Genomic DNA, 14,203 nt, shown 5'->3' with positions numbered 1-14,203 from the left:
GTCTGGGGCGGGCGGGTACCGAGCGGGGATCGACCCTTCATTGCTCCCTGCCCGTCCCCACCCGCTTGGTGAACTCGTCGTGTCCCGGCCAGGAGAGCACCAGCGTGTCGTTCTCCAGGCGGGCGCGGGCGAGGACCGGCGTCATGTCCTGCTCCGGGGCGGCGGCGAGGGCCGCGCGGGGCGTCGGGTGGGCGCTCAGGGACCGCAGGGTCGCGATGGTGGGCGGCATCATCAGGAGTTCGCCGTCGTCGTAGCGGGCGGCCGCCTCCGAAGGGCGGATCCACACCGTGCGGTCGGCCTCCGTGGAGGCGTTGCGCGTGCGCTGGCCCTCGGGGAGCGCGGCCACGAAGAAGAACGTGTCGTAGCGCCTGGGCTCGAACTCGGGAGTGATCCAGCGCGCCCACGCGGCGAGCAGATCGCTGCGCAGGTACAGGTTCCGGTGGTCCAGGAACTGCGCGAAGGAGAGTTCGCGGGCCACCAGGGCCTCGCGGTCGGCCTCCCAGTCGTCGCCCGTGGTGTCGCCGACGACCGTGTCCGGCGTCCGCCCCGCGAGCAGGACACCCGCTTCCTCGTACGTCTCGCGGACCGCGGCACAGACGATCGCCTGGGCCTCGGCCTCGTCGTCGACGCCGAGCCTGGCCGCCCAGGACGCGCGCGTGGGGCCCGCCCAGCGCACCAGGTGGTCGTCGTCGCGCGGGTCGACGCCGCCGCCGGGATACGCGTACGCGCCTCCGGCGAAGGCCATGGAGGCGCGTCTGCGCAGCATGTGTACTTCCGGCGCGCCGTTCCCCGCCTCGTCGCGCCCGTCCCTGAGCAGCATGACGGTCGCGGCGCGGCGCGGGGTCGCCGGCGTCAGCTCGCCGCTCGCGAGGGCGCGGATGCGGTCGGGCCACTCCGGGGGGTACCACTGCCCATTTGCCATGGGCGGAGGCTATCCCCTAGTGAGCTGATGTTCGAGAGGCAACAATCGGTGCCTACGGAGAGCCGTTTGGTGAGAACGGCCACTCCGAAGGAAACGTTTTGCGCCTCGGTTCACGCCTCGGTCAGTTCCACCTGGAACTCGACCTCGACCGGAGCGTCCAGCGGCAGCACGGCGACGCCGACGGCGCTGCGGGCATGCACGCCCTTGTCCCCGAGGACCTCGCCGAGGAGCTCGCTCGCGCCGTTGATCACGCCGGGCTGGCCCGTGAAGTCCGTGGCCGACGCGACGAACCCGACGACCTTCACGACGCGCGCGATGCGGTCCAGGTCACCGGCGACCGACTTGATCGCGGCAAGGCCGTTCAGCGCGCAGGTGCGGGCCAGGTCCTTGGCCTCCTCCGGAGTCACCTCGGCGCCGACCTTGCCGGTCACGGCGAGCTTGCCGTCCACCATCGGGAGCTGGCCCGCGGTGTAGACGTACACGCCGGACTGGACGGCCGGCTGGTAGGACGCCAGCGGCGGCACGACCTCCGGCAGCGTCAGTCCGAGCTCGGCGAGGCGGGCCTCGACTGCCCCGCTCATGCCTGCTTCTCCCGCTTCAGGTAGGCCACGAGCTGCTCGGGGTTGTTCGGCCCGGGCACGACCTGGACCAGCTCCCAGCCGTCCTCGCCCCAGGTGTCCAGAATCTGCTTCGTGGCGTGGACGAGCAGAGGCACGGTTGCGTATTCCCACTTGGTCATATGGCCGACTGTAGTCGCTGTGAGGGGCTGCTCAGGGTGGGCTCCTGCGTGGTCCGGGCGACGACTGGTTAGGCTCGGAAGGGTGAGCAGGCTCCAGGTCGTCAGTGGCAAGGGCGGTACCGGCAAGACCACGGTGGCCGCGGCCCTCGCGCTCGCCCTCGCGACGGAGGGCAAACGCACCCTCCTCGTGGAGGTCGAGGGCAGGCAGGGCATCGCGCAGCTCTTCGAAACCGAAGCGCTGCCCTATGAGGAGCGGAAGATCGCCGTCGCTCCCGGGGGCGGGGAGGTGTACGCCCTCGCCATCGACCCCGAGCTCGCGCTGCTCGACTACCTCCAGATGTTCTACAAACTGGGGGGAGCGGGACGCGCCCTAAAGAAGCTCGGGGCCATCGACTTCGCGACCACCATCGCGCCCGGACTCCGGGACGTGCTGCTGACCGGCAAGGCCTGTGAGGCCGTGCGCCGCAAGGACAAGCGCGGGCGGTACACGTACGACTGCGTCGTCATGGACGCCCCGCCGACCGGTCGCATCACGCGCTTCCTGAACGTGAACGACGAGGTCGCCGGGCTCGCGAAGATCGGGCCGATACACAATCAGGCGCAGGCCGTCATGCGGGTCCTGAAGTCCCCGGAGACGGCCGTCCACCTCGTGACGCTGCTCGAGGAGATGCCCGTCCAGGAGACGGCGGACGGGATCGCCGAGCTGCGGGCCGCGCAGCTGCCCGTGGGCCGCGTCATCGTCAACATGGTGCGCCCTGCCCTGCTGGGCGACGCCTCCCTGGAACCGGTCCTCGACCGCACGCCCCGTACGGCCATCGCCAAGACGCTGTCCGCCGCCGGGCTCGGCGGGGCGCGGCGGGGTGGGGGCGCGGAGCGGCTCGTCGACCCGCTCCTGGAGCAGGCCGCGGAGTACGCCGAGCGGTACGCCCTGGAGCGCGACCAGCGCGCCCAGCTGACCGAGTTCGGTCAGCCCCTGCACGAACTCCCGCTGCGCGCGGGCGGCATGGACCTCGCGGGCCTGTACGAGCTCGCCACGGCACTGCGGAAGCAAGGGATCTCATGACCAGGGACCGCACGACCAGCGACCGGACGCCCCAGGAGCCCGCACGCACCCTGGCCCCCGAACGCACGCTCGACGTGGACGCCCTGATCGACGATCCGAAGACCCGGATCGTGGTCTGCTGCGGCTCCGGAGGCGTCGGCAAGACGACCACGGCCGCGGCCATCGGGCTGCGTGCGGCGGAGCGGGGCCGCAAGGTCGTCGTGCTCACGATCGACCCGGCGCGCAGGCTCGCCCAGTCCATGGGCATCGACTCGCTCGACAACGTCCCGCGCCAGGTCAAGGCCATCGAGCCGGTCGAGAGGGCCGATGGCTCCGAGGCGGCCGGCGAGCTGCACGCCATGATGCTCGACATGAAGCGCACCTTCGACGAGATCGTCGAGGCGCACACGGACAAGGAGCGCGCGAAGGCGATCCTCAACAACCCCTTCTACCAGTCGCTCTCCGCGGGCTTCGCCGGCACGCAGGAGTACATGGCGATGGAGAAGCTGGGGCAGCTGCGGTCCCGGGACGAGTGGGATCTGATCGTCGTGGACACGCCGCCGTCGCGCTCGGCCCTGGACTTCCTCGACGCGCCCAAGCGCCTCGGGTCCTTCCTGGACGGGAAGCTGATCCGGCTCCTGATGGCGCCGGCGAAGGTGGGCGGCCGGGCCGGGATGAAGTTCCTGAACGCCGGCATGTCGATGATGACGGGGGCCCTCGGCAAGCTGCTCGGCGGTCAGCTCCTGCGTGACGTGCAGATGTTCGTGACGGCCATGGACAGCATGTTCGGCGGGTTCCGTACGCGCGCCGATGCCACGTACCGGCTGCTGCAGGCGCCCGGCACGGCGTTCCTTGTGGTCGCGTCGCCGGAGCGGGACGCGCTGCGGGAGGCGGCGTACTTCGTGGAGCGCCTCGCCGCGGACGACATGCCGCTCGCGGGGCTCGTGCTGAACCGGGTGCACGGCAGCGGCGCCGCCCAGCTGTCGGCCGAGCGGGCGCTGGCCGCCGCGGAAAATCTTGAGGAGAGCGGCATTGTGGATCAGGAGGACGGGAAGGTAGCTGTTCGTAACTCCCCCGAGAATGACGCGACTTCAGAGAATCCCGCGCCGTCCGACTCAGCGAACTCCACGCCGTCCGAGGACCCCGATCCCTCCGGGGACTCCGACGATCCCTCCCGGGTCCCCGACCCGTCTGCGCACCCCGACCCGTCCGTCGAGGAACTGACCGCTGGACTGTTGCGGCTGCACGCGGAGCGCATGCAGCTGCTCGACCGTGAGCAGCGCACGCGTGACCGCTTCACCGCGCTCCACCCCGAGGTGGCGGTGGCCGAAGTGGCCGCGCTCCCCGGAGATGTGCATGACCTTGCGGGGCTCCGGGCCGTAGGGGACCGGCTGGCGGGCTGACGGAACGTGGGGTTCATCGGCCCGGACGCCCGGTTGCGCGGTCTACCCGACCGCCGCGTAGCTCTCGTACGTCTCCTCGTCCTCCAAGTCCACGGGCAGCAGGCCCGCGCCGCGCTCGTACTCGGAGCGCGCTGTCTCCAGGAGCCTGCGCCATGAGGTGACGGTGGGACGCCTGCGCAGCAGTGCGCGGCGCTCTCGCTCCGTCATGCCACCCCACACGCCGAACTCGACGCGATTGTCCAGCGCGTCGGCCAGGCACTCGGTCCGCACCGGACATCCGGTGCACACCGCCTTGGCCCTGTTCTGCGCTGCTCCTTGAACGAACAGTTCATCCGGATCGGTAGTGCGGCAGGCCGCCTGCGCACTCCAGTCGGTTACCCAGCCCATACCGGCGCCGTCCTCTCCCGAATCGAGGCTCCCCCACGGCGGCAGCGGCATATGCACCGCCGCCAGTTGAGGACGTTACGGAAGGTGGGCACAGCGCAACACCCCCTTCGGGCCCAATCTTGAATGGCCCGAACGGACTATGCGTAAGCGGCAGATCACCCGACGGAGTGAGCGGGCGACATCCGTGAGGAACCCGGCATTCCGGGACAGTTCAGTTGAGTCACAACGGACGCCGGGCGCCACATAAGGCGAATTCGGACATGATTCCGTCGGATTTCGGAGCGACCAGGCCTTGGTGCCGAACCGCTCTGCTGTGACAGTTGGGAGCAGCTTAGGCCAAGGCATTAAGGCGTGTCCGGCGAATCAGAACGTAGGCTGCCCTCATGGGAAAGAAGCGCTCGGGCGGTGGTCTGTCACCTACTCAGCAGGCCGCGAAGTTCCTCGGAGTCAGCGTTCTGGCGGGTGCGGTGCTCGCCGGGATCGCCCTGCCCGCCTTCGGGGCACTGGGCCTGGCGGCCAAGGGCTCGGTCGAGGGGTTCGACGAGATCCCCGCCAACTTGAAGCAGCCGCCGCTCAGTCAGCGCACCACCATCCTGGACAACCAGGGCGGGCCGATCGCCACGGTCTACTCGCGTGACCGCACGGTCGTCCCGCTCAAGAACATCTCGCCGTACATGCAGAAGGCGATCGTCGCGATCGAGGACGCCCGTTTCTACGAGCACGGCGCCGTCGACCTCAAGGGCATCCTGCGCGCGCTCAACCAGAACGCGCAGAGCGGCGGGGTCTCGCAGGGCGCGTCCACGCTCACGCAGCAGTACGTGAAGAACGTATTCGTGGAGGAAGCCGGCGACGATCCGACGAAGGTCGCCGAGGCCACGCAGCAGACGATCGGCCGCAAGGTCCGCGAGCTGAAGTACGCGATCCAGGTCGAGGAGGAGCTCGGCAAGAAGCGGATCCTCAAGAACTACCTGAACATCACCTACTTCGGGCAGCAGGCGTACGGCATCGAGGCCGCCTCCCAGCGGTACTTCTCCAAGCACGCCAAGGACCTGAAGGTCCAGGAGGCCGCGCTCCTCGCCGGGATCGTGCAGTCGCCGAGCCGGTACGACCCGGTGAACGACGCCGCCGAGGCCACGAAGCGACGCAACGTCGTGCTCCAGCGCATGGCCGAGACGCACGACATCACGCAGGGGGAGGCCGACGAGGCCAAGAAGACCGACCTCGGGCTGAACGTGAGCCGCCCGAAGAACGGCTGCATCACCTCCGTCCGCGGCGCCGGCTTCTTCTGTGACTACGTGCGCGAGGTGTTCCTCAACGACCCGGTCTTCGGCAAGACGAAGGAGGACCGGGCCAAGGTCTGGAACCGGGGCGGCCTCAAGGTCCGCACGACCATGGACCCGCAGGCGCAGGACTCCGTGCAGGCGTCGATCAAGAATCACGTGAACAAGACCGACGACGTGGCGACCGCCGCCGCCATCGTCGAGCCGGGCACCGGCAAGATCCGCGGCATGGGCCAGTCGCGTCCTTACGGCTTCAAGAAGGACGAGACCACGATCAACCTCTCCGTGGACGACTCCATGGGCGGCGGCGCGGGCTACCAGCCCGGTTCGACGTTCAAGCCGATCGTCGCGGCGGCGGCCCTGGAGGGCGGCAAGTCGGCGGGGCAGACCTACTCGTCCCCGTACGAGATGCCGTACCCGCAGCGGGTGTCCGCCTGCGGCGGCAAGCAGTGGGTGAACTCGGGCGGTGACAAGCTGACCAACGAGAACGAGACCGAGGTCGGTCCGTACGGCATGCGGGAAGCGACCGCGAAGTCGGTCAACACCTACTACGTGCAGCTCATCGGCGACATCGGCATCTGCCCGGTGACGGAGCTGGCCGCCAAGATGGGCGTCGAGCGCGCCGACGGCAAGAAGATGGACCAGGCGCCGTCGATCGCCCTGGGCACGCAGGAGATGTCGCCGCTGACGATGGCGGGCGCGTACGCGACGTTCGCCTCGCGCGGCACGTACTGCACGCCGATCGCCATCGAGTCGATCGCCACGCTCGCCGGCAAGTCGCTGCCGGTGCCGAAGTCGACGTGCTCGCGCGCGATGTCGGAGCGGACCGCCGACACCATCAACACGCTCCTCAAGGGCGTGGTCGAGGACGGTACGGGCAAGCAGGCCGGTCTCGGCTCCCGCGCGAGCGCGGGCAAGACGGGTACGACGGACTACCGCTACGCCGCCTGGTTCGTGGGCTACACCCCGAACCTGTCGGGCGCGGTCTGGGTCGGCGACCCGATGCACAAGCGGCGCATGGTCGACATCACCATCGGCGGCGTCCCCTACGGCAAGGTCTTCGGTGGCGAGGTGCCGGGTCCGATCTGGCGCGACGCGATGAGCGGCGCGCTCGCGGGCAAGCCGGCGCCGAACTTCCAGACCGTCCACATCCCCGGCGGGGACAAGGACCGGGACGAGGACCACGGGGGCGGTGGTGGCGGTGGCCACGACGACGGCAAGCCTGGCGGTGGCGGCGGTGGCGGCGGTGGCGGCCACGGTGGCGGTGGCGGTGGCGGGAACCCTTGGCCCGACATCTCCTTCCCTGACGGCTGGCGGCGGTAGCTCCGGCCGGCCCACGGGGTCCGGGTGACGTGAGGTCTGTACGTGGATGAGGGCGCCCCCTGAGGCAGGGGGCGCCCTCGTCGTCGTACCGGGTGGGGACTCAGCCCGCGAGGAGCTTCTTCACCGTGGCGGCGACGCGGCCGCCCTCGGCCAGGCCCGCGACCTTCGGGTTCACGATCTTCATGACCTGGCCCATGGCACGCGGCCCCTCGGCGCCGGCGGCCTTGGCCTCGGCGACGGCCTGGGCGACGATGTCCTGGAGCTCGTCGTCGGAGAGCTGCTTCGGCAGGTACTCGGCGAGGATCTCGCCCTCCGCCTTCTCCTTCGCCGCCTGCTCGGCACGGCCGCCCTCGGCGAAGGCCTCCGCCGCCTCACGGCGCTTCTTGGCCTCGCGGGCGATCACCTTCTGCACCTCGTCGTCGGAGAGCTCACGGGCCGTCTTGCCCGCGACCTCCTCCTTCGTGATCGCGGTGAGGGTCAGCCGGAGCGTCGAGGAGCGCAGCTCGTCGCGCCCCCGGATCGCGGCGGTGAGGTCTTCGTGCAGCTTCGACTTGAGCGTGGTCATGCGTTGATTGTGGCAGGTGCGGACGATTCTCCGCGCACGGATTTAGCGGGGGCCGATTCCCTTGGGGCGCGGGCCGGTTGCTCCGGTACCGCCTCGCGGGCCGCACTTCCGGAGTCACTGCCCGGGTCTGAGACGATGGGGTGATGCGCGCGCGATACGCAGTACCCCTGGGCATCACGGCGACGGCCGCGGCCGGTCTCGCCTATTCGGTGGGCATTGAGCCCCGTTCCTTCCGGCTGAGGCGGGTCACGGTGCCCGTGCTGCCGCCGGGGATGCGATCCCTGCGGGTCCTCCAGGTCTCCGACATCCACATGGTGTCCGGGCAGCGCAAGAAGCAGCGGTGGCTGCGTTCGCTGGCGGGCCTGCGGCCCGACATCGTGATCAACACGGGTGACAACCTGTCCGACCCGGAGGGCGTCCCGGAGACGCTGGACGCGCTCGGGCCGCTGATGGAGTTCCCCGGGGCGTACGTCTTCGGTTCCAACGACTACTACGGCCCCATGCCGCGCAACCCCGGCCGCTACCTGATCGAGAAGGTGCAGGGCAGGCACGGCCTGAACGGCAACGCGCCGGCCGTGGGCGTACCCCGCAACCCGTGGGAGGGCCTGCGCGACGGTTTCGACGCGGCGGGCTGGGTGAACCTCACGAACACGCGGGGTTCGCTGAAGATCGACGGCTACGAGATCGCGTTCACGGGCGTGGACGACCCGCACATCAAGCGGGACCGGTACGCGGAGGTTGCGGGCGGTCCGGAGGCGGGCGCGGACTTCTCGATGGGCATCGTGCACGCGCCGTACCTGCGGTCGCTGGACGCCTTCACGGCCGACGGGTACCCGCTGATCCTCGCGGGGCACACGCACGGCGGGCAGCTCTGCATCCCCTTCTACGGCGCCCTCGTCACCAACTGCGACCTGGACACGGACCGCGTGAAGGGCCTCTCCCGGCACGAGTCCGAGGGCCGGACGTCGTACCTCCACGTGTCGGCGGGGTGCGGGGCGAACCGCTACACCCCGATGCGGTTCGCGTGCCCGCCGGAGGCGACGCTGCTGACGCTGACGGCGCGGGACTGAGTCGGTCCCGGCCGCACACACGGAAGGCATGCTTCCGGCGGTCGTGCTTACGGTGGAAGCATGATCGCGCCGACTTCTCCAAGGAACAGGGACAGGAACAGGAACAAGGACAGGGGCAGGGGTACGAGCGGTACGAACGGAGCCCGCGGGAGTGCCGGCGTCCCGGCAGAGGCAGTCGTACCCCCGACCCGGCGCCCCTTCGTGGCCGCCTTCCGTGCGCTGATCGTGCTGGCCGCGGTGACCGGGATCGTCATCGACCTGGTCATCGGGGACCCGCTGCGCGTCCTCAGCTACTTCACGGTCCAGAGCAATGTGCTGGTGGCGGTGGTGCTGGGACTCTCCGCATGGCGCTCGGGGAAGGGCCGGCCGCCCCCCGCCCCATGGCTGTCCGCAGCCACACTGCTCTTCATCACGATCACGGGCCTCGTCTACCACTTCGTCCTGGCCGACGAGGCGAGCGGCTTCTCGATGACGGAGGGCGCCGCGGCGCTCTCGAGCTGGCACTCGGCGTCCAACCACCTCCTGCACACGGTGACGCCGATCGGCGTGGCCCTGGACTGGCTCCTGTTCACCAGGCCGGGCGGCCTCCGCCCCCGCCACGCGGCCCTGTGGTTGCTCTACCCCTTGGCCTACCTGGCCTTCGCCCTGACCCGCGGCGCCCTCATGTCCCCCGGCCCGACCGCCCGCTACCCCTACCCGTTCCTCGACGTGGACCTGCACGGCTACGCGGGAGTCCTCCGCAACGCCGTGATCTTCGGCCTCGCCTTCTACGCCTTGGCCCTCCTGATCGTCGGCCTCGACCGCGTCCGCCCGGTCCCGCGGGCCCCTGGGAGCGGCCCTCCGAAAACCGGATTTCGTCTCCGGCCGCCGGTCCGCTAAAGTAATCGATGTCGCCACGACCTGCCCGAGAGGCCAGGCCAGTGGAACAACGACATCGGGGTGTAGCGCAGCTTGGCAGCGCGCTTCGTTCGGGACGAAGAGGTCGTGGGTTCAAATCCCGCCACCCCGACAGAGAAACACCAGTTCAGGGCCGGTGCTGAGAGATCAGCACCGGCCCTGAACTGTTCTCCAGAGGCTCTCTGGAGAAATCCTGGAGAAGATCTTGGAAATCGTCTCCAGACCAGCGCCCTACCCGCGAGCCCTCAGCAGTGCATCCAGAGCAGCCACGGGCGAGCCGGGGCTCATCGCTCGGCGTGCGTCCAACGCCTCCTCCCACATCCCGGTGAGCGCGTTCATCAGTGCCTGCCGCATCCCGGGCGTGATGTGGTCGTAGCGGGACTGCACCGAGCCGTCCTCGTGGCCCATGCGCTCGTCCATCAGTTTGGGCGGGGTCCCTGCCTCTCTCATCAGGGTATTGTGCGTATGGCGTAGCCCGTGCGGCGTCAGGCCGGGAGCGATCGGCACCCAGCACGCCTCAGCCCGCTTGGACGCCCCTCGCCCACGTGCCGGAATCCCGGGCCATGGCTCAGCGACTACCGGCACTAGGTGCTCTTCCTGATTGCCGCGTCCGGGGTACCGTCCGGTGGCGGCAGGTCGAAAGAGCCACGTGGCGAAGCCCGAGCGCCGCCAGTGTGCGGCCAACTCCCCCGATGCCGCGTTACGGACGTAGCCGAGACCGGTGATGGCCTCCAGCACCTTCACCCGAGTCGACTCCGCCACGGCGTCCGGGCGGTTGAGGACGTTCGAGACCGTCCCTGTCGAGACGCCGGCGCGGCGAGCCACGTCGACCAGCTTCGCTCCCGGGCGGCTCGCAGAGCCGTTGGCGGCACCGTGACCACGAAAGACGTAGGCCAGTCCGTGACACTCGCAGGGCTTCGGTTTCGTCCGGGCGATGTGGCCCGCAACCAGTCTGGCAAGAAAATCCGGGGTGTCGATGTCCCGATAGGAGTCGTCCTTGGGCGGGCAACGGTGCAGTTCGCCGGTATCCAGCTCGTAGAGCTGCCACTCCACGCGAATGCCCTTGGGCCGGACGAACTCGGTCTCAAGGCCAACGACCTCGCCCCAACGCATTCCTGTTTAGCCCTTGAGGATGCCGCCAACGAACTCATCGTCCCGGCCGGACAGCAGCGCCATCCGCTCGGCGAGGAGCAGAATGCCGAGTGCTGTGGTGACCGCCTTCTCCGGGCCACGGTTGCGGGAGCGGCCGGCGCGCTTCCCTCGTCCGCGCCGCTTGGTTGCCGGGTTGGAATCACGCAGGCCCTCGTCGACGGCGTCGGCAAGGATCAGGTGCAGGGTCGCCCGCCATGTCTTGACGCTGGTGGCCGCGTAGGGAACGGCGCCCACACCCCGGGGTGCGCGCCCGCGGCCAGCACCTCATCCGGCAGGGAGAACCCCTCATCGCGCGCATCACAGCCGAGCGCGATCACGGACGGGAGGGAGGCGCGGGTGGAGGTGGACATCTGGTCGTAGGAGGGTCGCTGCAGCGACACGATCAGCGAGATTCCCGCGGACCGGGCCTCTTGGGCGATACCGGTGAACGCGTCATCCCCCAGGGTCCGGAGGGTGTTGGCGGCCTCCTCGAACCAGGTCACGAGAAATGGCATCCCCTCACAGCCACACGCCCGCCCGTCAGAGCGGCACGTGTGTTCAGCACTGTTCTGCCGCTCGGCTGCGGCAGGCACCCACTGCCGGTAGCCGTGGGCACCCAGCCACCGCGTGCGCGCCGGGATGACCGCCTCGACAGCGGCCACCATGACCTCCGTCTGAGTGCCGCCTTCGACACCCCAGTCCATGCCGGGACGCAGGGTGTTGAAGTCCTGGAAGGCTTTCGGGTCGGAGAACCAGACGATGACGTCCCGTCGGGAGAGGATCTCCGTGAGCAGGTTCAGGGCGGCATCGCCCTTGCCGGAACCGGTCCCGCCAGCGATCAGCCCGTGCGTGGAGTTGCGACCCGCGTCCGGGTCACCCGGAAGCCACATCACCAGCGCGGCGCCGTCGTCGTAGCGGCCGATGACCAGCGGCTCGGCGATCGAACCCCCCAGGTTGGAGGGACCTGCCCACTCGACGACTTCGGCCAGCATGTCTTCCGGCACGATGACCAGTTCCCCGCGCCGGGCCGAGCCCGGGTCCGGGGTGTACCGGACGGCGGACGTCGGCAGGTCCAGGGCGGAGGCGATGTTTCCGAGCGCCTTGGTCATGTCGTCGTTGGTCTGCGTACCGGCTTCCAGTGCGACCGGTGCGGTGACGCGGTTGGGCTCCACCTTCGCGGCGCCGATCTGCGCCCGGGCGAGTCCGATCTTCTCCATCAAGCCCTTGTCGGAGCCTTCACCGGCCGGGTCCGGGTTGTGCCGCAGCACCATCCGCACGTTCCACGACAGCGCGATGACCGGCCCGCCCATCAGGTACAGGTCGTCGATCGGCCCGGCGGTTGGTCCGGCGAGGCAGGCCGCAGTGATCCAGGCGGAGCCCGCGGCCACGGTGATGGCTGAGTGCAGGCGCCGCTGCTGGCTGGTGTTCTTGCCGATCAGCCGGGTGGCGCCGGTCAAGGCCACCGACCCCAGGGTCAGGCCTACGGCGGCCCCCGTGCTTTCGGCCCACCGTAGGTGGCCCAGGACTCCGGCCAGGCCGGTACCGGCCCAGCCCAGCCACGGCGGGATGTGCGGCTTGGCCCGGTGGAGCAGGTACTTGCCCACTCCGCCGGCGTCCGAGCTGCCCTGCAATTGGACTTCGAGCAGCTCGGCAAGCTGCTGCTGTGTGTTGCGCTCAGCCATCGGGCAACCTCCTTACTGCTGGGCCCAGTTGATGACCGGCTGCTGCGGCCTGCGGGCGCGGTGACGGACGCGATTGATCTCTTCCTCGTACTGCTGCTGGAAGGTCGAGTAGCAGGCCGCGGCGTTCTTCGCCGCGTCCCGCAGGGCGTCCGCGGACTTCTGCATCTTGCGGGTCACCTTCCGGGCGCGGGCCCGCGAGCCGCCCAGGCGGCCCTCCGGGTCCGGCACGGCGGCGAGCACGCCGTTGAGGATCTCGGCGGCCATAGCGACCTCGATGGACAGGGTCACCCCGGCGGCCCGCAGGGTGTTGCAGTAGTTGCGCACCTGCGCCGGGGAGCCGAACTCCGGGGGCGGGAGCAGGGACTGGGAGCCCCCGTGCCCGCCTCCGCCGCCGTTGAAGGCGGGGGCGCCGGTGTTGGTCTTGTTGCCCGCGTTGACGTTGATGGTGAAGCCCGGCGCGAACGATGCGCCGAAGTTCTTGGTGTTCATCGCGTTCTTGGCCTGCGAGCCGTTGGCCCCGGCAGCGGGAGCGGCAGCGACATTTGCCATCAGGCGGTTTCCCTTCGGTCAGCGGGAGCGGACGACGAGCCAGGCGGTCTGAGCGACCAGCCAGGACAGGAGCCAGATCAACGGAAGCGGGCCCGTAAGCGGCCCGAACCCGGCAGCGAGTGCCGCCCAACCGAGGGCGGCGCTGGTCAGGACGGCAAGGCCGACGCGCCAGGCCAGCACCGACGTGCGGGCGGGCGGCGGCGCTGCATGAAGCTCAGCCACAGCAGCGGCGCCGCGGCGACCGGGGCGAGCAGCAGGCCGGACCACCAGGCGATCGCATGCAGGATCGCCGTCAGCGGCCACGCCAGCAGGGCCAGGCCGGTGGGGGCCAGAGCGGTGCGGAAGCGCCACAGCGTGCGGCCCAGGAAGCCGAACGCTTCGCGGGTCAGCGAGGGGTGCTCGGGGACGACGACCACGAACGGCTGCGAGCGGCGCCCGCGCTGCCGCGGGATGTGGACGGTGTGGACGCCCGCGGCCGTCTTCAGACCACGGGAACGGGTACGGCTGGACACAGCAGAACTCCCGGAGAGGTGTGGGTGAGTGGTCAGGCGGCGCGCTGTTCGTCGGTGCGGGTGAGGGTGTCGAACTGGCTGGGGGTGATCAGGCCTGACTCGCGCCATTCGGCGAGCAGATCGGCTTGTCCCTCGATGGCCTCGCACTTGCCGCACAGCCGCCCGGCTGGGCGGCGCCGTCGGGAGCCGGGCGGGCGCTGGCCCCACTTGCACGCGGTCAGACCCCCGGCTTCGGCCTCGCGCTCCAACTCCCGTAGCGGCTGGGCAGCGTGAGGGTAGAAGAACTCGATCTCATCGAGTTCGTCGGGCTTGGCGAATGCTCCGCACAGGCACTCCCCGGACATGTGCAGGTGAACGGTGACCTCGTTCAGCGGCAGCGCGTTCGGGGTGCACAGCATGTGGTCGGCGTGCTGGTGCGGGATGGTGCAGCGGTAGCGGTCGCGGTATTCGCGCATGTGGGCGTCGGTCCAGTGCACGATCGGGGAGACCCAGAGCAGGGCACCCTCGCGGTCGACCTCTTCGGCGTTGCGAAAGCGCCGATCGGTCTCGGCCCAGCGCATGCCGCCCAGGTAGACGACGTTGCGCGAACGTGTTGGGTGGTCTCTGGGATGCCGGTACCGGTGTTGACGTGGGCTATCGCGTCCATGCGATGGCGGAAGAGGTGGTTGACCACCACGGAGTCGTTGCCGCCGGAGAACAGA

At 69.9% G+C, this 14,203-nt stretch carries 12 protein-coding genes, 1 tRNA gene and 3 pseudogenes; 6 read left to right on the top strand and 10 right to left on the bottom strand.

Going from position 1 to position 14,203, the window contains the following annotated elements:
* Nucleotides 1-37: 37 nt before the first annotated feature.
* From DEJ49_RS19865 to DEJ49_RS19855, 3 genes are all read right to left on the bottom strand, one after another.
* Nucleotides 38-922, bottom strand: coding sequence for an NUDIX hydrolase (locus DEJ49_RS19865; RefSeq protein ID WP_150185362.1), 885 nt, complete (start codon nt 920-922; stop codon nt 38-40).
* A 110-nt stretch (nt 923-1,032) separates the two neighbouring features.
* Entirely contained in the window at nt 1,033-1,503 is a 471-nt protein-coding gene (locus tag DEJ49_RS19860) for a RidA family protein (protein ID WP_150185361.1), read from the bottom strand.
* Nucleotides 1,500-1,661 (bottom strand): DUF4177 domain-containing protein, encoded by a 162-nt coding sequence (locus tag DEJ49_RS19855; protein WP_003975360.1) that lies wholly within the window; start codon nt 1,659-1,661, stop codon nt 1,500-1,502. The genes DEJ49_RS19860 and DEJ49_RS19855 overlap by 4 nt, the downstream gene beginning before the upstream one ends.
* 82 nt (nt 1,662-1,743) lie before the next feature.
* Between DEJ49_RS19855 and DEJ49_RS19850 the strand changes: the two genes are divergently transcribed.
* Together DEJ49_RS19850 and DEJ49_RS19845 are read left to right on the top strand one after the other, a co-directional pair.
* Nucleotides 1,744-2,724: an ArsA-related P-loop ATPase gene (locus tag DEJ49_RS19850; protein WP_150185360.1), complete on the top strand. Its 981-nt coding sequence runs from the start codon at nt 1,744-1,746 to the stop codon at nt 2,722-2,724.
* The gene (locus DEJ49_RS19845; protein WP_150185359.1) at nt 2,721-4,106 is read left to right on the top strand and encodes an ArsA family ATPase; all 1,386 of its coding nucleotides are present in this window, start codon (nt 2,721-2,723) and stop codon (nt 4,104-4,106) included. Before DEJ49_RS19850 ends, DEJ49_RS19845 begins: the two co-directional genes overlap by 4 nt.
* A 42-nt stretch (nt 4,107-4,148) precedes the next feature.
* Here the strand turns inward: DEJ49_RS19845 and DEJ49_RS19840 are convergent, their stop codons facing one another.
* Nucleotides 4,149-4,493, bottom strand: a complete 345-nt coding sequence (locus tag DEJ49_RS19840) for a WhiB family transcriptional regulator (protein WP_030782081.1) — start codon at nt 4,491-4,493, stop codon at nt 4,149-4,151.
* A 383-nt stretch (nt 4,494-4,876) separates the two neighbouring features.
* On the opposite strand from DEJ49_RS19840, the gene DEJ49_RS19830 reads away from it, so the two are divergent.
* A complete protein-coding gene (locus tag DEJ49_RS19830; protein WP_150185358.1) occupies nt 4,877-7,096 on the top strand; it encodes a transglycosylase domain-containing protein in 2,220 nt (739 codons plus the stop codon).
* A 100-nt stretch (nt 7,097-7,196) separates the two neighbouring features.
* Here DEJ49_RS19830 and DEJ49_RS19825 read toward each other — a convergent pair whose 3' ends face one another.
* Nucleotides 7,197-7,661, bottom strand: coding sequence for a GatB/YqeY domain-containing protein (locus tag DEJ49_RS19825; protein ID WP_150185357.1), 465 nt, complete (start codon nt 7,659-7,661; stop codon nt 7,197-7,199).
* 143 nt (nt 7,662-7,804) lie between these two features.
* Here DEJ49_RS19825 and DEJ49_RS19820 point away from each other — a divergent pair, with 143 nt between their 5' ends.
* From DEJ49_RS19820 to DEJ49_RS19810, 3 genes are all read left to right on the top strand, one after another.
* Nucleotides 7,805-8,731 carry a metallophosphoesterase gene (locus DEJ49_RS19820; RefSeq protein ID WP_150185356.1) on the top strand — a complete coding sequence of 309 codons (927 nt, stop codon included), beginning with the start codon at nt 7,805-7,807 and terminating at the stop codon, nt 8,729-8,731.
* Between the two features lie 201 nt (nt 8,732-8,932).
* Nucleotides 8,933-9,610 (top strand): Pr6Pr family membrane protein, encoded by a 678-nt coding sequence (locus DEJ49_RS19815; protein ID WP_223832907.1) that lies wholly within the window; start codon nt 8,933-8,935, stop codon nt 9,608-9,610.
* A gap of 56 nt (nt 9,611-9,666) precedes the next feature.
* Nucleotides 9,667-9,740: transfer RNA gene (locus DEJ49_RS19810), tRNA-Pro, on the top strand.
* A gap of 119 nt (nt 9,741-9,859) precedes the next feature.
* Here DEJ49_RS19810 and DEJ49_RS19805 read toward each other — a convergent pair.
* From DEJ49_RS19805 to DEJ49_RS19785, 5 genes and pseudogenes are all read right to left on the bottom strand, one after another.
* Nucleotides 9,860-10,999, bottom strand: a pseudogene (locus DEJ49_RS19805) (LacI family DNA-binding transcriptional regulator); the annotation flags it as partial.
* Between the two features lie 11 nt (nt 11,000-11,010).
* A pseudogene (locus tag DEJ49_RS19800) lies at nt 11,011-12,441 on the bottom strand (sporulation protein SsgA); the annotation flags it as partial.
* A 12-nt stretch (nt 12,442-12,453) separates the two neighbouring features.
* The gene (gene traA / locus DEJ49_RS19795; protein ID WP_150185355.1) at nt 12,454-12,990 is read right to left on the bottom strand and encodes a plasmid transfer protein TraA; all 537 of its coding nucleotides are present in this window, start codon (nt 12,988-12,990) and stop codon (nt 12,454-12,456) included.
* An 18-nt stretch (nt 12,991-13,008) separates the two neighbouring features.
* Nucleotides 13,009-13,502: pseudogene (locus DEJ49_RS19790) on the bottom strand (hypothetical protein).
* Nucleotides 13,503-13,534: 32 nt separating this feature from the next.
* On the bottom strand, nt 13,535-14,062 hold the full coding sequence (locus DEJ49_RS19785) for a hypothetical protein (RefSeq protein ID WP_150185354.1): 528 nt from the start codon (nt 14,060-14,062) through the stop codon (nt 13,535-13,537).
* Nucleotides 14,063-14,203 lie beyond the last annotated feature (141 nt).

It is taken from the genome of Streptomyces venezuelae, from assembly GCF_008642335.1.
GTDB classification, from domain to species: domain Bacteria; phylum Actinomycetota; class Actinomycetes; order Streptomycetales; family Streptomycetaceae; genus Streptomyces; species Streptomyces venezuelae_F.
The sequence above is the reverse complement of the archived record's forward strand: the minus strand, read 5'-3'. Positions and strand labels throughout refer to the sequence as shown.